A 14,508-nucleotide genomic window follows, 5' to 3' on the forward strand; every position below is an offset into this window, starting at 1 on the left:
CCTGTTCGTCGGCCTGTCCACCAAAGCCCAGGCCGATGCCGTTGCCCGGCTCACGCGCGATCAGCTCGTCGGGGAGGGCGGCCTGCGTACGACCCGGCTTACGACAGGGCAGCAATGGGACAGCCCCAATGGCTGGGCGCCCCTGCAATGGGTGGCGATCGACGGACTGGCGCGCGCGGGCCATCCGTCGCTTGCCAGAGACATAGCCCGCCGTTGGATATCGACGGTGGACGCGGCCTTCCGTGAGACCGGCAAGATGCTGGAAAAATATGATGTCGAAGACCGCAAGCCGGGCGGCGGGGGCGAATATCCGCTGCAGGACGGCTTCGGGTGGACCAATGGCGTGACCGCGGCCCTGATCGCCCGCTGGCCGGATCTTGCTCCGGATGCCTCTGTTGCGGCGGGACGCTAGCGCCTACATAACGGCTCATGCCTGAACTTCCCGAAGTAGAAACCACCGTGGCGGGCCTGCGCTCAGTCTTGCAGGGAAGCCGGCTCACGCGCGTCGAGCCGCGCCGCGCCGACCTGCGCTTTCCCATTCCGGTCGATTTGCGCCAACGCATGACGGGCGCCATTGTGACCGGCCTGTCGCGGCGCGCCAAATATGGCCTTATCGAAACCGACCGGGGTGACATGATGATCTTTCACCTCGGCATGTCGGGGCGTTGGCGGATCGATCCGGCGGAGATTGGCGCCCATGATCATCTGCTGGTCGAAACCGATCAGGGCCGGATTCTCTCGCTCAACGATCCTCGTCGGTTCGGATCGCTTGATCTGGTGCGCGCTGACGCCTGGACCGGCTATGCGCCTTTCACCCGCATGGGACCCGAGCCCCTGGGTGATGATTTTTCGCCGGCAATGCTGGCCACAGCGTTGAAAGGCAGGGCAACCTCGATCAAGGCGGCGCTGCTGGACCAGCGCATCGTGGCGGGTCTCGGCAACATCTATGTTTGTGAAGCGCTCAACATGGCCGGCATCGCCCCCACTCGGGCAGCAGGGCGAATCGGCGCGGCCCGTCTGGCGCTTTTGGTGGAGGCGATTCGTACCGTGCTGACCGCCGCCATTACGGCTGGCGGGTCGACCTTGCGCGATTATGCGCGGCCTGACGGAGAACTGGGCTATTTTTCCAAGCAATGGCGCGTCTACGGCAGGGAAGGGGAACCCTGCCCATGCGGCGGCACGGTCCGGCGGCGCGTCGATGGCGGTCGGTCGACCTTTTATTGCCCCACATGCCAGAAATAGCCGTGTCCGAATCCGTTGACGCCTGCCCCGATACTCTGTAAGGGGCGCACCTTCACGAGGCATGTCGGCATTTTCGGCGGGCCTCTTCCCGAGATTTGACGAGAACCGAGGAATAGAATGGCCAATACGCCGCAAGCCAAGAAGCGCATCCGTCGCAACGAGCGTCGCGCCGCAATCAATGGCGCCCGCATCAGCCGGATCCGCACCCTGGTGAAGAAGGTGGAAGCCGCCATCGTTGCTGGCGACAAGGACGCCGCCACCACTGCGCTGCAGACCGTTCAGCCTGAACTGGCGCGTGGCGTTGCACGTGGCGTGCTGCACAAGAACACCGCCGCTCGCAAGTTCGGCCGCCTGACCAAGGCCGTCAGCGCGATCGCCTGACACCCCCCGCAAGGGAATAACGAACATCAGAGCCCGCTCCGGATGGCCGGAGCGGGCCTTTCGTTTTTACGTCACATTGTTGTCATCGGCCAGACACGCGCAAATCCTGCGATTCGACCGGATTCGGCAGGATTGTGACTAAATAAATAACTGAAATATCGTGATAAAATGCCAAGTTGGCCTTTTCCGCGGCTTTGCCGAGTCAACGGCTTTATTTCATTTTTTTGAAGTGTTCCGGCCTTGATCCGGCGAAGCGCGCCTGTCTATTTTGCTCCTCCGGCCGCCGCTCGAATCGTTTTTGAGGCGGTCGTCATTAGGTCAGACGATGCATGATGGTCGGAAAAGTAATGGCTTTTCTGAATAGCTATTCCTGCGCCGTTCTGACTGATCTCGGGGGTCGCTTAGCGTATGAAAGTCGGGGCAGCTTTGGTGGAACGTCAGGCAACGGACAGTGAGAATGGCACCGGCCTGGATTCTGCCTGGAGCGTGATCCGGACCGGTCTGCGCCGTGACGTCGGCGCGCGCCTGTTCGACCAATGGCTAAAGCCGGCGCGTCTTGGCGACTATTGCCCCGAATCGCAGACTCTCGACCTGCTGGTCGCCACTGACTTCAGCGCGAATTTCGTGTCGGGCCAGTTTGGCGATCGCTTGCGCATGGCCTGGCGCAGCGCCGGGGTCGGGGTGCGCGAAGTGCGTGTGCGCCGCGCGCCGGACGCTTGTGGGCCTCGCCTGCTGGAGGTCGCGCCGTCCATCCAAACCGAACCCGTGATGGAAGAGGCGATCGTGGCGTCGAACTTCCAGCCGCGCCACCGGCTTGACGATTTCGTCGTCGGCGATACGAACCGGCTGGCCTGGTCCGCCGCACAGGCGATGGCGGGTGAGGCCCAACCCCGTTTCACGCCGCTGTTCATTCATGGCGGCACGGGACAGGGCAAGACCCATTTGTTGCACGGTATCGCCGCGGCTTTCTCCGCGCATTCGCCGAAGGCCCCGGTTCTCTATATGTCGGCCGAACGCTTCATGATGGAATTTGTGAATGCGATGCGTGCCAACGAAACGATGGCGTTCAAGGCGCGCCTACGGGCCGCGCGTCTGCTGCTGATCGACGATATCCAATTCATCGCGGGCAAGGGATCGACGCAGGAGGAATTTCTTCACACGATCAATGACCTGATCGATAGCGGCGCGCGCATCGTCGTCACCGCCGACCGTGCGCCGCAGATGCTCGAATCGATCGACGCGCGTATCCTCTCGCGCCTGGCCGGTGGCCTGGTGGCGGATATCCGCCCTGCCGATCTCGACCTGCGTCTCGCCATCCTCGAATCAAAACGCGCTCTGGCCGGCGATATGATTGTCCCCGACATGGTGATCGATTTCCTCGCCCGCTCGATCCGGTCAAACGTGCGCGAACTGGAAGGCGCCTTCAACAAGCTGGTCGCTTATGGCCAGTTGACCGGGCGCGCGGTCGATCTCGATTTTGCCCAGCAGATGCTGGCCGATGCTGTTCGCGCCAATGCCCGCCGCATCACCGTGGATGAAATCCAGAAGGCCTGCGCCGCGCATTTCAAGATCGATCCGGCGGAAATGCGCTCTAAGCGCCGCGCTCGGGCCGTCGCCCGTCCGCGTCAGGTGGCCATGTATCTTGCCAAGAAGATGACGCCGCGTTCGCTGCCGGAAATCGGCCGTATCTTCGGGGGGCGTGACCACAGCACCGTGATCCACGCGGTGCGGACGATTGAAGCGCTCCGCGAAACCAGCCCGGACATGGATGCCGATGTCCGTGCATTGCAGCGTTTGCTGGAGGGCTAAAGCCCCTCTGGCGCGTCGCGCCTGATCGGCTAGGCTATCGGTATGATTCGCCAGCTTGCCCTGATCCTCGCCGCCCTCCTGTCCATCGCGCCTGCGTCCGCGCAGACATCAGCGCCCCCAGCCGATCCCGCCGATGTGCGGGTAACAATGCTGACGGAGCAGGGGCCCGTTGTCATTGCAGTGCACAGTGGAAAGGCGCCTGTCACCGCAGCCAACTTCCTGAAATATGTCGATCAGAAGCGGCTCGACGGCACAGCCTTCTACCGCGGCGTCGGGGCTGCCGATTATGGTTTCGTGCAAGGCGGCGCGCAGAATGACCCCAAGCGCATATTGCCGCCGATTGCGCATGAACCCACCACCCAGACGGGTCTGGTCCATGATGAAGGGGCGCTCTCAATGGCGCGTTATGCGCCGGGCAGCGCGACCGGCGACTTTTTCGTCGTGTTGGGGCGGATGCCGTCGATGGACGCTCATCCAGACGCGTCCGGCGACAATCAGGGATTTGCGGTCTTCGCCCATGTGGTGGAGGGGCTGGACGTAATAAAGGCGATCCTCATCGCGCCTAAATCGCCGACCAAAGGCGAAGGCGTCATGAAAGGCCAGATGCTCGAAACACCCGTCAAGATCCTCAGCGTGCGTCGCACGCCCTGACAAGTGCCCGTCAGTCGGCAGCGCGCTGGTCCAGGATGCGTGCAACGGCCATGTCGGCGGTGACATTGCCGACAGTGCGGAAGATGTCGGGCACCGTCTCGACCGCCAGCAAGAGAGGCAGTGCCTCGACGGGCACGCCCATGGCAAGGCAGATGGGGCCGGTGGTCGTGAAGAAGGTGATCTGGCTCGGCAAGCCAACCGCCGCCAGGCTGACCACTGCCGCCACGAGCACGCCCAGGACCAACTGCGTCGCGCCCAGATCGACGCCATTCATGGCGGCGACATAGAGGGCTACGCCCAGATTGGCGGGCGGGCTGGTGATACGAAACAGGGAAATCGCCAGCGGCAGGACGATGGACCGGCTCGTTTCCCGCACCGCCAGCGCGCCGTCGCTTGCCTGAATCATCGCGGGCAGCGACGCGATCGAGCTCTGCGTGGAAAAGGCGATGGCTTGGGCTGGGAACACAGCGCGGGCGAAACGGCCGACGCCGATTCGGCCAAGCAGGACCGCGAGTGGATAGACGAGCAGCGTCACCAGCAGGCACAAGGCCACGATGAACAGGATATAGTGCAACAATGCTCCGGCGGTGGCGAGGCCCGATCGCGCGCCCGCGACCAGCGCCAGCGCGAACACGCCCAGCGGGGCGAGCCACAAGACCCAGTTCACCACCACGAGCAGCGCGTCGGCCAGCGCCTGGAAAAAGCCAGTCAGCTGCGCGCGCCGTTCCGCCGCGATCCGGGTCACCGCAAAGCCGAATATCAACGCGAACAACACGATCGCCACCACTTGCCCATCGGCTGCCGACTTGAGCGGATTGACGGGAATGAAGCCCAGCAGCCACTCGGCCGACGGCCGCACGTCCGGGACCTCGCTCACTGGTCCCGCGCCAACCAGCGCGCCGACCGCGCCTTCCGGGACTGGCCAGAGCGTCAGAAGAAGCGGCCCGGTCAGTGCTGCGACGCTTGCCGCCCCGACCAGCAGAATTGCAAACAGGCCGATCGCCCGCCCAGCAAGGCCGTTGTTGCGCGCTGTGGTCGCCGCCTGCGCGATGCCTGTCACCAACAGAGCGAAGATCAGCGGGATGAGCGGCATCTGCAATCCGCCAAGCCACGCCTTGCCAATCGGTTGCGCCACGCCGACGATCGCGGCGTCCCAGGCGCCGCCCCATTCGGCGATGGCGATGCCACAGACCAGCCCGGCGACCAGGGCAATGAGGATGCGGACGGTCAGCGACATGGGGTCAACTCTTTCCGGTCAGGGCTGGCATATAGCCGGAAGCGGATCGGAAGCGCGCAAGCCGCCAGCTGCAATTCACTCGCCAAAGCTGCGCGGGGCCGGATCGATGACAGTGAAATTGCCCGCGCCGACTTCCGACACTTCCAGCGCCCGTTCGGCGACCCCCGTGCGGGTGAAGCGGAATGCGCCGTCGATACCGGAAAATCCTCCCGCGTCGCGCAGCCGGGCGGCGGGGAAGGGCGCGCCGGCGTTCCACTGCTGCGCAATTCGCACGGTCAGCAACACCGCATCATAGCCCAGCGACGACAGGCGGAACGGAGCTGATCCGTAACGGGCGCGATATTTGGCGACGAGTTGGCGATAGAGGCCATCCGACACGCTGGCGAACCATGCACCGCGCAGCGCCGGATTGCTGGCGAGCGATGGCTCCGCATTCCACAATTCCGTGCCCAGCAATCGCGCGCTGCCGCCGCCATTCTTGCGCAGGATCGGCGCAACCTGCAACGCGACGCGCCCGGAATCGGCGATCAGCAGCGCATCATAGCTGGAGGAGGCCTGCAAAGCCTTGACCGCTGCGGCGATCGATCCCGCAGACCGGTCGAAAGTCTGCATCGACACGACGGTGCCGCCCGCCTGCTCGACCGCGCGCAGCATCGCGTTGCCGGCTCGCTCGCCATAGGTGCCGCGCGGCACAAGCGCGCCGAACTGACTCAGGCCCTTTGACTTGGCGAAGTCGACCACCCGCTCGATCGACTGGTTGGGGTTGTAGCCCATGATATAGACGCCATTGCCGGCGACGCTGCTGTCATTGGAAAAGCTGATGACCGGCACGTTGGCCCGCGCCGCGATCGGCCCGACGACCCGCGCGTCTTCCGCCAGCAACGGCCCCAGGATCAGGCGGTTGCCATCGGCCAGCGCCTTGTTCACCGCGGCCGCCGCGCCCAGCGCGGTGTCATAGGTGGTGATGCGCACTTTGTCGGTCTTGGTATCGAGCAACGCCAGCGTTGTAGCGTTGGCGATCGATTGCCCTACTCCTGCATTGGCGCCACTCATCGGCACGAGCAGCGCCACGCGGTGGCGGGCGGTGTCGGTGGGCAATCCCTGGACGACTTCGGGCGTGGTCGGCCGCGTGGGCGCCGTGGGCGCGGTGGGGGCCGGTCCCTTGGGCACGATCGACTGACAGGCGGCCAGGAACAGGGCCGCGCCCATGAAGGCGACGCGCGCACCGCGCTTCATCGAAGCGAAGATGTTCGCTTGCCGGGGGGCATCCGTCTCTGTCATCTGGCGTCCTTATGGAAACTGAACTTTCTGGGCTGGAGCCCGGGCTTTACATCGTCGCGGGGCCGATCGGCAACCTTGGAGACCTGACCCCGCGCGCGGCCGAGATATTGCGGCGGGCTGACGTGGTCGCGGTCGAAGATACGCGGGTTAGCGCCCGCCTGCTGCGTCATGCCGGGTCCGACCGGCCGATGCTGCCCTATCACGACCACAGCGCCGACCATGTGCGCCAGCGTCTGATCGACCGGATGGCGAGCGAATCGGTGGCGCTGCTGTCGGATGCGGGGACCCCGCTCATTTCCGATCCGGGGTATAAGCTGGTGCGGGACGCGCGGGCGGCGGGACGCAAGGTGACGACGCTGCCCGGCCCCAGCGCGGTGATCGCGGCCCTCACCTTGTCGGGACTGCCGACCGATCGCTTTCTTTTCATGGGCTTCCTCCCGTCCAAGGCCAAGGCGCGCGGCGACGCGCTGGACGAAGTGGCGGCGCTCCGCGCGACGCTGGTCTTCTATGAAAGCGGGCCACGCCTGTCCGACAGCCTGTCGGCCATGGCCGCGCATCTGGGTGATCGGGATGCGGCCGTCAGTAGGGAAATCAGCAAGACATTCGAAGAAACGGCGACGGGCACGCTTACCGCCCTCTCCATGCGCTACGCCGACGCGCCGCCCAAGGGCGAAATCGTGGTCATCGTAGGTCCGCCCGGGGATGCGCCGCCTGCCAGTGCCGAGGATGCCGACGCCGCCCTGCTGGAGGCAATGACGCGCCTGCCCGTGTCGAAAGCCGCTGGCGAGGTCGCGAAGAAGTTCGGGCTGGATCGCCGGACCCTCTATGATCGGGCGATGGACCTCAAGGGATGAGCCGCGCCCAGGCCGAACAGCGCGGGCGACAGGGGGAGCGCATCGCCGCCTGGTGGCTGCGGCTCAAAGGGTGGCAGATCGTCGGCCGCCGTATGCGGACGCGCGCGGGCGAAGTGGATCTGGTGGCGCGGCGCGGCGCGATGCTCGCCTTTGTCGAGGTGAAGGCGAGGGCGACCGCTGCGGAACTGGACATGGCGATTGACGAACGCCGCCTGGCGCGGGTGGCGGCGGCGGCCGAAATCCTCTGGCACGACTTGGCGAAGCCGGGTGACGACATGCGAATAGACGTGATCCTTCTTGCGCCGGGCCGACCGCCACGCCATCTGGCCAATGTCTGGCATGGGGGGTGACGGCCGCCCGGCGCGTCCTGTTCTCCTGAGTGGAAGGTGTTCGGAAATGATTGAGTTTAACCCCCTGACCGTCGCGGTGCAGATGGACCCGATGGAAGGCATCAACATCACCGGCGATTCGACCTTTCACATCATGCTGTCGGGGCAGGCGCGCGGGCACAAACTCTATCACTATCTCGCGCCCGACCTGACCTATCGCGACGGCCGGGTGCTTGCGAAGGCGCGTCCGGTGAAGGTGCAGAAGGTTGCCGGGGATCATTTCGCGTTGGGCGACTGGGAAACGCTGGATATGGGCCGCGACGTCGATGTCGTGCTGATGCGGCAGGACCCTCCCTTTGACCTGAGCTACATCACCGCGACCCATTTGCTGGAGCGGGTGCAGGCCGAAACTCTGGTGGTCAATGATCCGGCCAGCGTGCGCGATGCGCCCGAAAAGCTGTTCGTGCTCGATTATGCGCGCTTCATGCCACCCACCATGATCACCCGGGACTTGGCAGAAGTAAAAAGCTTCCTGGCCGAACATGGGGAGATCGTGGTGAAGCCGCTTTACGGCAATGGCGGCGTGGCCGTATTCCATGTCGGCGCGAATGGCGCAAACCTGTCCTCGCTGGTCGAACTGTTCAAGGAAAAGTGGGTTGAACCCTTCATGGTGCAGGCCTTCATCCCAGGCGTCGCGCAAGGGGACAAGCGCATCGTGCTGGTCGATGGCGAGGTGATGGGCGCGGTCAACCGCATACCGGGCAAGGGCGAAATCCGGTCGAACCTGGCGGTTGGGGGATCGGCGGCCAAGACCGAACTCACGAACAAGGAGCGGGAAATCTGCGCGGCTCTTGGGCCGGAGCTCAAGGCGCGCGGGCTGCTGTTTGTGGGCATCGACGTGATCGGGGGCGAGTGGCTGACCGAAATCAACGTCACCTCGCCCACCGGCATCGTATCGATCGAGGCGTTCGACGGCACCGACACCGGCGGCATGATCTGGGATGCGATCGACGCGCGGCTGGCGGCGCGGGCGGCAGACTGAACGGACCAGCGGTTGGCGCGTTAAGCCGCCGTGATCCTTTTCCAGACAATGAGCCGCTGACATGACCGACTGGGTTCTGCGCCTGATCGATGCGGGCGGTTATTGGGGCATCGGTTTGCTAATGGTGCTGGAAAATGTCTTCCCGCCCATTCCGTCCGAACTCATCATGGGCATTGGTGGCATCCGCGTCGGGCAGGGGCGGATGGCGATGGAGTGGCTGCTGCTGGCCGGGACGATTGGCACGACGATCGGCAATTATTTCTGGTATCTGGTCGGGCATATGTTGGGGTTCGAGCGGTTGAAGCCGCTGGTCGATCGTTATGGCCGCTGGGCGACGCTGGAATGGCGCGATGTCGAGGCGCTGGATCGCCTGTTCGGCAAATATGGCCAGGTCGTCGTCTTCGTCTTCCGCTTCCTGCCGGCGTTCCGCACGATGATATCCCTGCCCGCCGGCCTGTTTCGCATGGGCCATATCCGCTTCCTGTTGTGGACGGCGGGTGGGGCGCTGATCTGGAACATCATCCTAGCCTATGCCGGCTTTGCGCTGGGGCGGCATTTCCAGGATATCGACCGCTATCTGGGGCCGGCGGCGACGGTATGCGTGATCGGTGCCGTGATCTTCTATCTTTGGCGTCTGGCGACCTGGCGGCCGCGCGGCTGACGGGGTCAGGCGCGAGGATGGGCGTTGCGGTAGATGTCGAGCAGGTGGGCGGCATCGACCTGGGTGTAAATTTGCGTGGACGACAAGCTGGCGTGGCCGAGCAGTTCCTGCAGGCTGCGCAAATCCGCGCCGCGACCCAGCAGATGTGTGGCGAAGCTGTGGCGCAGGGCGTGGGGCGTGGTGCGCTCCGACAGGCCGAGGCGTCCCCGCGCGCCTTGTACGGCGCGGCGGATCAATGCTGGGGAGAGCGGGCCGCCGCGCGCGCCGCGAAACAGCGGGGCGTCGCGCTCCAGCGGGTAGGGGCAGGCAGCGACGTAGCTTTCGATGGCGGCGCGCAGTTGCGGCAGCAGGGGGACGAGCCGGGTCTTGCCGCGCTTGCCGGTGACGCGCAGCGTGTCGCCCAGCGGCCAGACGGCGCCAGTGAGGCCCATGGCCTCGCCAATCCGCAGCCCCGCGCCGTAGAGCAGCAGCAGCACTGCCCAATCACGGGCGCCGATCCAGCCTTCACGGGCGGTTTCGGCGATGTCGGCAGCGAGCGCCATGGCTTCGTCGGGGGAGACGGGGCGGGGGAGGCCGCGCTTCACCCTGGGTCCCTTGAGCCGGGGCGGCCTGGCATCCTCACCGCCGACGAACCGGAGGAAGCCGCGGACCGCCGAAAGCTCGCGGGCGGCGGAGAGGTTGCCGATGCCATCCATGCGCCGGCTGGTGAGGAAGGCGCGCAGATCGGCCTGTTCCAGGCTTGCCAGCATCGCCTGCGTCACCGCCTCGCCCCGATGCTGTTCCAGGAAGGCGACCAGCCTTTCGGCGGTGGCCTGATAGGCACGGACGGTGTGGACCGAGCGGCGGCGGTCGAGGGCGAGATGGGCGCGCCAGCGGTCGATGAGGGCGGAGGAGGCGGACATGGGCCGCGCCAGGATAAGGGAGGCGGGGCGGGAAGGGAACATGCGAATCGCGTGCCCCCATGAAAGCGAAAAGGGCAGCGCCGTGATGGCGCCGCCCCTTCCTGCTCCGGCGCAAAGGCCGGATCGGCGCGTCCGCAAGGAGGAATGCCCCCTCGCGAACGCCTGGCCGATTACTTCAGCTCGACGGTCGCGCCGGCTTCTTCCAGCTGCTTCTTGAGCTTTTCGGCTTCTTCCTTGTTCACGCCTTCCTTGACGGCCTTCGGCGCGCCTTCGACCAGCGCCTTGGCTTCGGTCAGGCCGAGGCCCGTGATGGCGCGGACTTCCTTGATGACGTTGATCTTCTTGCCACCGTCGCCGGTCAGGACGACGTCGAATTCGTCCTTCACTTCTTCAGCGGCAGCGGCCGGGGCGCCAGCGGCGGGGCCGGCAACGGCGACGGCAGCGGCGGCCGAAACGCCCCACTTTTCTTCCAGAGCCTTGGACAGCTCGGCGGCTTCGAGGACGGTGAGGGCCGAAAGCTGGTCGACCAGAGCGTTGATGTCTGCCATGTGTTCAGTTCCTTATTTGGGGCGATGCGCCCCGTCAGATTTGGGTCAAAAAATCGGAGGGCGAACGGCTTATGCCGCTTCCTTCTCCGCATAGGCGTTGAAGACACGCGCGAGCTGCGCGGCCGGCGCCTGGGTGACGGTTGCGAGCTTGGTAGCGGGCGCGACCAGAAGGCCGACCAGCTTTGCACGCAGTTCATCCAGCGACGGCATCGATGCGAGCGCCTTGACGCCCTCCGCATCGAGCAGCACTTCGCCCATCGCACCGCCAACGATCTCAAGCTTGTCGTTGGTCTTGGCGAAATCGATCGCAACCTTGGCGGCGGCGACCGGATCGACCGAGGTGGCGAGGCCGACCGGACCGGTGAGCATGTCGCTCAGCGCGGTATAGGCGGTGCCATCAAGGGCGATGCGGGCGAGGCGGTTCTTCGTAACCTTGTAGGACGCACCGGCGTCGCGCATCTTCTGGCGCAGGACGGTCGACTGGGCGACGGTCATGCCGAGGTTGCGGGTCACGACGACCACGCCAACTTCTGCCAGCTCTGCGTTCAGCGCGGAAACGACCTCAGCTTTCTGATTACGATCCATGCCATTACTCCACTTCATGTCCCGCGCAGCGCCGGTGAAGGCCCGCGCCAGGACGGCTCAAAACCCGCACGCCGGATGGGCGCACGGGGCACAAAGTCCGAAGGGGAGAGATCAACCGGCCTGGACCCCCAAAAGGAACAGGCAGACCCGAATCGGGCGAGCGCCCGTCCGGTAAAGAGCTTTTCCCCGTCTAGGCCGGGCATTAAGAAGGGCATATTCCCTTCACCGACTGTCTCGGACGGAAGGCCGACGGCATCGCTGCCATGGCCTGCGGGTGCGCCCTTAGCGAAAGCGGCCGGCAATGTCACGCCAAATCTGGCGCGGGGGCGGGGCGTGGGACGCGTGGGCCGAAAGGGGGCGGCGAAATCTTTCCTACGAAGTTCACAGTGTCGTCGGGCTTTGTCGACGCAAAACAGGGAAAAACCGGAAGCGACGCGACCATGAAGCGACCACAAGGCGACCACGAAGCGACACCTGTCTGCGAGACATGCGGGCGCGCGCGGCGGGAGAAAAAGGGGCAAGGCGGCGGGCCGGTCCATCGACAAGGATAGACCAGAGGAACTCCTATTTTGGAAGGGGAATAGGCGACTCAGCTGATGGTTCGATGAGGTTGGTAAGGAATGCGGCTGCATTAATGCGGTCGAAGCATCATGACACACAACCTGCTCGGACACGATTCCGGCGAGGCATTCGGCCCCGCGCTTGCGATTCGTCAGCTTTTAATCTCCGGCTCGACTCTCTCACGCCGCTGTACGAGCAACACGGCTTCGTAAGGCGAAGACCAGTTATCAGTATTTTTGGCGAACAGGACACAGCTCGCGGCATCGTCGCGCTCCAGCGCTTCCGCCGCAAAATGCTCCATATGCTCGCGCCGCAGGTTGGCATGCGCCGCCTGATGGACATAGAAGCCGACCGTTGCCTTACGATTGAGGGGCGGCAAGATCTCCATGAAGCAATCATGGCCCGATTTCGTTTTTTTGCGCATGACCGATTGCCTGAGCCTGTTCAGTCCACGCTCGACCTTCGGCTGCTCCTCGGGGCTTGCGGAGCTGAGGATGAAAATGCCCATAGTGGTCCATCCGTCAGGCTTCGTCCGCGCCAGCTTGTCTATGATTTCTTTGTAGCTTCGGTGGATCGTCGGCGCGGGTTTCCTCAGCTGAATTCCGGCGTCGCGCGCGTTATAATACCGATCGATTGTGCCAGACATCCCCGACACCATTAGACGATGAAAATCTTCTTGCTCCGCCCCGAGATTGAAGCCTGTGGACAAATAGACGCCTAGGAAATCCAGCTCGTCTCCGAAAATTTCAAAATGCTTCTGGAAGTGGAAGCGCTCTGAAAAATAATGGAGGAACGGAATCTCCTCTTCGAGGATATCGGCGATGCAACACAGGTCGGCGATATGCATCGCTGGAGCCAGATTGTGCCCGTCGGGAATGAGCCCGGCTTTCTCCAGCTCTTCTTCCGATGAACTAAGAACCGACAGGTCGTCGAGCGTCAGCGATATCCGAATGATCTGATCAACCTTTTCTGCATCCAGACTGAGAGACTGCGTAATTCTGAGGCTGTCCGCATCGCCCGCGCGAGCCGCGACGATGTGCTTGGCCAAACGCTCGGATTGAATGGAGGGTGCGACGACCATGTCGTTCAAATGGCGCTTAAGTCGGTCGGGCGCGCCCCGCAGCCCCTGAGGCGTCAATCGATGAGATTTCGCTTCTGCGATGAACACTGTTTTGTCGACGACGGCGATGATATCGGTTTCGAACTGTTGACCGCCGACTATCCATTTTGCATTTTTTGTGATTGCTGCCGTAGGCAGGACCGACCGGATCACTGATTCCGTTTTGTCTTCGAGATAGGTTGCACGACGATCCGACAGATCGCTTTCAATCTTCGCCGAGATCGCGACATTCCACATGATCTCATTAATGTGGCTGAAGATCGCCTGCGGCATAACGAACATATACTCGCCACGCAGATAAATTCCTGGGCGGGCCCAGACCGGATTTGAGAGAAACATGTGTTCGATTTTATGGTCTGCGAGTTCTCCTGGTTCGATTGAGAGCATCCGCAAAATGCGCTCGACCCGTTCTTCTTCCTTATCCGTAATCGAGGCGATCTCAGCGGCGGTAACGGACATATTCGCTGAATGCCGCAGGTCCGCATGCGACATCAAGAAGCCCATAACACCTTCTCGCGAAGTTCCTTCTGGTATCACATCGAGCAAGTCCTCTGGAGTGCCGACGAGATCAGGGAACTCACGGAAATAGCTCTCAATCATAGTCTTGCCATCTCGCGCGCTGAGCACCCGCTTCAAAGCATCCATGTACCCGTCACCGCGCTGCTCGATCGTCGTCAGGACGCTCTCGGACACGTCGAGAATATCACTAAAGGTATATCCCGCCGCCGCCTCTAGTTTGGCGTCCAGCGACGCGTACAACTCGCGGCAAATCTGTTTGACCTCGCTGAAATATCCCCAGTTTCTGACCGCCTGTGTGTGCAGCCTGATTTTCTCCTGAAGCGCCATTAGGGCTTTTTGGCCGTCATTCACTTCGTCTGCTTCAGCGATCAGGCGGCGTTTGAAAATCGTATCGGATATCTGCGGCACGCTATCGAACAAAGTCTGCAAAACGTCGGCCGTGGAAGGAGCTTTGCCCCATTGGACGACTGGTAAGGTGAGAGCCATGCCCTGAAGCAGCTCGATGTGATGTTGCTCGATACCTTTGGTTAGCGTCCGGGTTTCGCCTTTGTTGTTTATCGCCGCGCGAGTGCCGTAAAAGGCGAACGTCGATACGACGCTTTCCGGCATGCGCTCTTTCAGGACACCAAACAGTTGATCAAGAAGGGCCGGATATTTCTCAACATCCTCGAGGGCGGATTTAAGGACGGCCTGCTTAAACTCCTCGTGTCGCTCCCCGATGCTGAAATTCATCTTCTGAAAGACTATCTTATTCGGATTACTAGATGTCCGGGCTGCAACTCCCCT

The 14,508-nt window shown here is 63.3% G+C and carries 15 protein-coding genes; 9 read left to right on the plus strand and 6 right to left on the minus strand.

The window, feature by feature from the left end:
- The 5 genes from SKA58_RS20210 to SKA58_RS02585 all read left to right on the plus strand — a co-directional run.
- The coding region (locus tag SKA58_RS20210; RefSeq protein ID WP_269572083.1) for a trehalase family glycosidase at nucleotides 1-412 on the plus strand (412 nt) is incomplete at its 5' end.
- Nucleotides 413-429: 17 nt separating this feature from the next.
- The gene (gene mutM, locus SKA58_RS02570) at nucleotides 430-1,242 is read left to right on the plus strand and encodes a bifunctional DNA-formamidopyrimidine glycosylase/DNA-(apurinic or apyrimidinic site) lyase (RefSeq protein ID WP_009820780.1); all 813 of its coding nucleotides are present in this window, start codon (nucleotides 430-432) and stop codon (nucleotides 1,240-1,242) included.
- A gap of 117 nt (nucleotides 1,243-1,359) precedes the next feature.
- On the plus strand, nucleotides 1,360-1,623 hold the full coding sequence (gene rpsT / locus SKA58_RS02575; RefSeq protein ID WP_009820781.1) for a 30S ribosomal protein S20: 264 nt from the start codon (nucleotides 1,360-1,362) through the stop codon (nucleotides 1,621-1,623).
- A gap of 408 nt (nucleotides 1,624-2,031) precedes the next feature.
- On the plus strand, nucleotides 2,032-3,432 hold the full coding sequence (dnaA, locus tag SKA58_RS02580; protein ID WP_009820782.1) for a chromosomal replication initiator protein DnaA: 1,401 nt from the start codon (nucleotides 2,032-2,034) through the stop codon (nucleotides 3,430-3,432).
- Nucleotides 3,433-3,474: 42 nt separating this feature from the next.
- Entirely contained in the window at nucleotides 3,475-4,083 is a 609-nt protein-coding gene (locus SKA58_RS02585) for a peptidylprolyl isomerase (protein WP_009820783.1), read from the plus strand.
- Between the two features lie 10 nt (nucleotides 4,084-4,093).
- Here the strand turns inward: SKA58_RS02585 and SKA58_RS02590 are convergent, their stop codons facing one another.
- Together SKA58_RS02590 and SKA58_RS02595 are read right to left on the minus strand one after the other, a co-directional pair.
- On the minus strand, nucleotides 4,094-5,320 hold the full coding sequence (locus SKA58_RS02590; RefSeq protein ID WP_009820784.1) for a dicarboxylate/amino acid:cation symporter: 1,227 nt from the start codon (nucleotides 5,318-5,320) through the stop codon (nucleotides 4,094-4,096).
- Nucleotides 5,321-5,395: 75 nt separating this feature from the next.
- A complete protein-coding gene (locus tag SKA58_RS02595) occupies nucleotides 5,396-6,601 on the minus strand; it encodes a penicillin-binding protein activator (protein WP_009820785.1) in 1,206 nt (401 codons plus the stop codon).
- 11 nt (nucleotides 6,602-6,612) lie between these two features.
- On the opposite strand from SKA58_RS02595, the gene rsmI reads away from it, so the two are divergent.
- The 4 genes from rsmI to SKA58_RS02615 all read left to right on the plus strand — a co-directional run bounded on the left by rsmI (nucleotide 6,613) and on the right by SKA58_RS02615 (nucleotide 9,487).
- Nucleotides 6,613-7,455 carry a 16S rRNA (cytidine(1402)-2'-O)-methyltransferase gene (rsmI, locus tag SKA58_RS02600; protein ID WP_009820786.1) on the plus strand — a complete coding sequence of 281 codons (843 nt, stop codon included), beginning with the start codon at nucleotides 6,613-6,615 and terminating at the stop codon, nucleotides 7,453-7,455.
- The gene (locus tag SKA58_RS02605) at nucleotides 7,452-7,805 is read left to right on the plus strand and encodes a YraN family protein (protein ID WP_009820787.1); all 354 of its coding nucleotides are present in this window, start codon (nucleotides 7,452-7,454) and stop codon (nucleotides 7,803-7,805) included. Before rsmI ends, SKA58_RS02605 begins: the two co-directional genes overlap by 4 nt.
- A 46-nt stretch (nucleotides 7,806-7,851) precedes the next feature.
- Complete coding sequence (gene gshB / locus SKA58_RS02610) at nucleotides 7,852-8,826, plus strand: glutathione synthase (protein WP_009820788.1); 975 nt, start codon at nucleotides 7,852-7,854, stop codon at nucleotides 8,824-8,826.
- Between the two features lie 61 nt (nucleotides 8,827-8,887).
- Nucleotides 8,888-9,487: a DedA family protein gene (locus tag SKA58_RS02615; RefSeq protein ID WP_009820789.1), complete on the plus strand. Its 600-nt coding sequence runs from the start codon at nucleotides 8,888-8,890 to the stop codon at nucleotides 9,485-9,487.
- 5 nt (nucleotides 9,488-9,492) lie between these two features.
- Here the strand turns inward: SKA58_RS02615 and SKA58_RS02620 are convergent, their stop codons facing one another.
- The 4 genes from SKA58_RS02620 to SKA58_RS02635 all read right to left on the minus strand — a co-directional run bounded on the left by SKA58_RS02620 (nucleotide 9,493) and on the right by SKA58_RS02635 (nucleotide 14,454).
- Entirely contained in the window at nucleotides 9,493-10,389 is an 897-nt protein-coding gene (locus SKA58_RS02620; protein ID WP_037542475.1) for a tyrosine recombinase XerC, read from the minus strand.
- 170 nt (nucleotides 10,390-10,559) lie between these two features.
- Nucleotides 10,560-10,937: a 50S ribosomal protein L7/L12 gene (gene rplL / locus SKA58_RS02625; RefSeq protein ID WP_009820791.1), complete on the minus strand. Its 378-nt coding sequence runs from the start codon at nucleotides 10,935-10,937 to the stop codon at nucleotides 10,560-10,562.
- Nucleotides 10,938-11,006: 69 nt separating this feature from the next.
- Nucleotides 11,007-11,522 (minus strand): 50S ribosomal protein L10, encoded by a 516-nt coding sequence (gene rplJ, locus SKA58_RS02630; RefSeq protein ID WP_037542042.1) that lies wholly within the window; start codon nucleotides 11,520-11,522, stop codon nucleotides 11,007-11,009.
- A 712-nt stretch (nucleotides 11,523-12,234) separates the two neighbouring features.
- On the minus strand, nucleotides 12,235-14,454 hold the full coding sequence (locus SKA58_RS02635; RefSeq protein ID WP_009820793.1) for a hypothetical protein: 2,220 nt from the start codon (nucleotides 14,452-14,454) through the stop codon (nucleotides 12,235-12,237).
- Nucleotides 14,455-14,508 lie beyond the last annotated feature (54 nt).

Origin of the sequence: Sphingomonas sp. SKA58 (assembly GCF_000153545.1) — a bacterium.
In the GTDB taxonomy this organism is placed as follows: domain Bacteria; phylum Pseudomonadota; class Alphaproteobacteria; order Sphingomonadales; family Sphingomonadaceae; genus Sphingobium; species Sphingobium soli.

Excerpts from the sequence above, each read along its gene's own strand:
- mutM (WP_009820780.1), top strand. The coding sequence starts at position 430 with ATGCCTGAACTTCCCGAAGTAGAAACCACCGTGGCGGGCCTGCGCTCA.
- rpsT (WP_009820781.1), top strand. The coding sequence starts at position 1,360 with ATGGCCAATACGCCGCAAGCCAAGAAGCGCATCCGTCGCAACGAGCGT.
- dnaA (WP_009820782.1), top strand. The coding sequence starts at position 2,032 with ATGAAAGTCGGGGCAGCTTTGGTGGAACGTCAGGCAACGGACAGTGAG.
- SKA58_RS02585 (WP_009820783.1), top strand. The coding sequence starts at position 3,475 with ATGATTCGCCAGCTTGCCCTGATCCTCGCCGCCCTCCTGTCCATCGCG.
- SKA58_RS02590 (WP_009820784.1), bottom strand. The coding sequence starts at position 5,320 with ATGTCGCTGACCGTCCGCATCCTCATTGCCCTGGTCGCCGGGCTGGTC.
- SKA58_RS02595 (WP_009820785.1), bottom strand. The coding sequence starts at position 6,601 with ATGACAGAGACGGATGCCCCCCGGCAAGCGAACATCTTCGCTTCGATG.
- rsmI (WP_009820786.1), top strand. The coding sequence starts at position 6,613 with ATGGAAACTGAACTTTCTGGGCTGGAGCCCGGGCTTTACATCGTCGCG.
- SKA58_RS02605 (WP_009820787.1), top strand. The coding sequence starts at position 7,452 with ATGAGCCGCGCCCAGGCCGAACAGCGCGGGCGACAGGGGGAGCGCATC.
- gshB (WP_009820788.1), top strand. The coding sequence starts at position 7,852 with ATGATTGAGTTTAACCCCCTGACCGTCGCGGTGCAGATGGACCCGATG.
- SKA58_RS02615 (WP_009820789.1), top strand. The coding sequence starts at position 8,888 with ATGACCGACTGGGTTCTGCGCCTGATCGATGCGGGCGGTTATTGGGGC.
- SKA58_RS02620 (WP_037542475.1), bottom strand. The coding sequence starts at position 10,389 with ATGTCCGCCTCCTCCGCCCTCATCGACCGCTGGCGCGCCCATCTCGCC.
- rplL (WP_009820791.1), bottom strand. The coding sequence starts at position 10,937 with ATGGCAGACATCAACGCTCTGGTCGACCAGCTTTCGGCCCTCACCGTC.
- rplJ (WP_037542042.1), bottom strand. The coding sequence starts at position 11,522 with ATGGATCGTAATCAGAAAGCTGAGGTCGTTTCCGCGCTGAACGCAGAG.
- SKA58_RS02635 (WP_009820793.1), bottom strand. The coding sequence starts at position 14,454 with ATGAATTTCAGCATCGGGGAGCGACACGAGGAGTTTAAGCAGGCCGTC.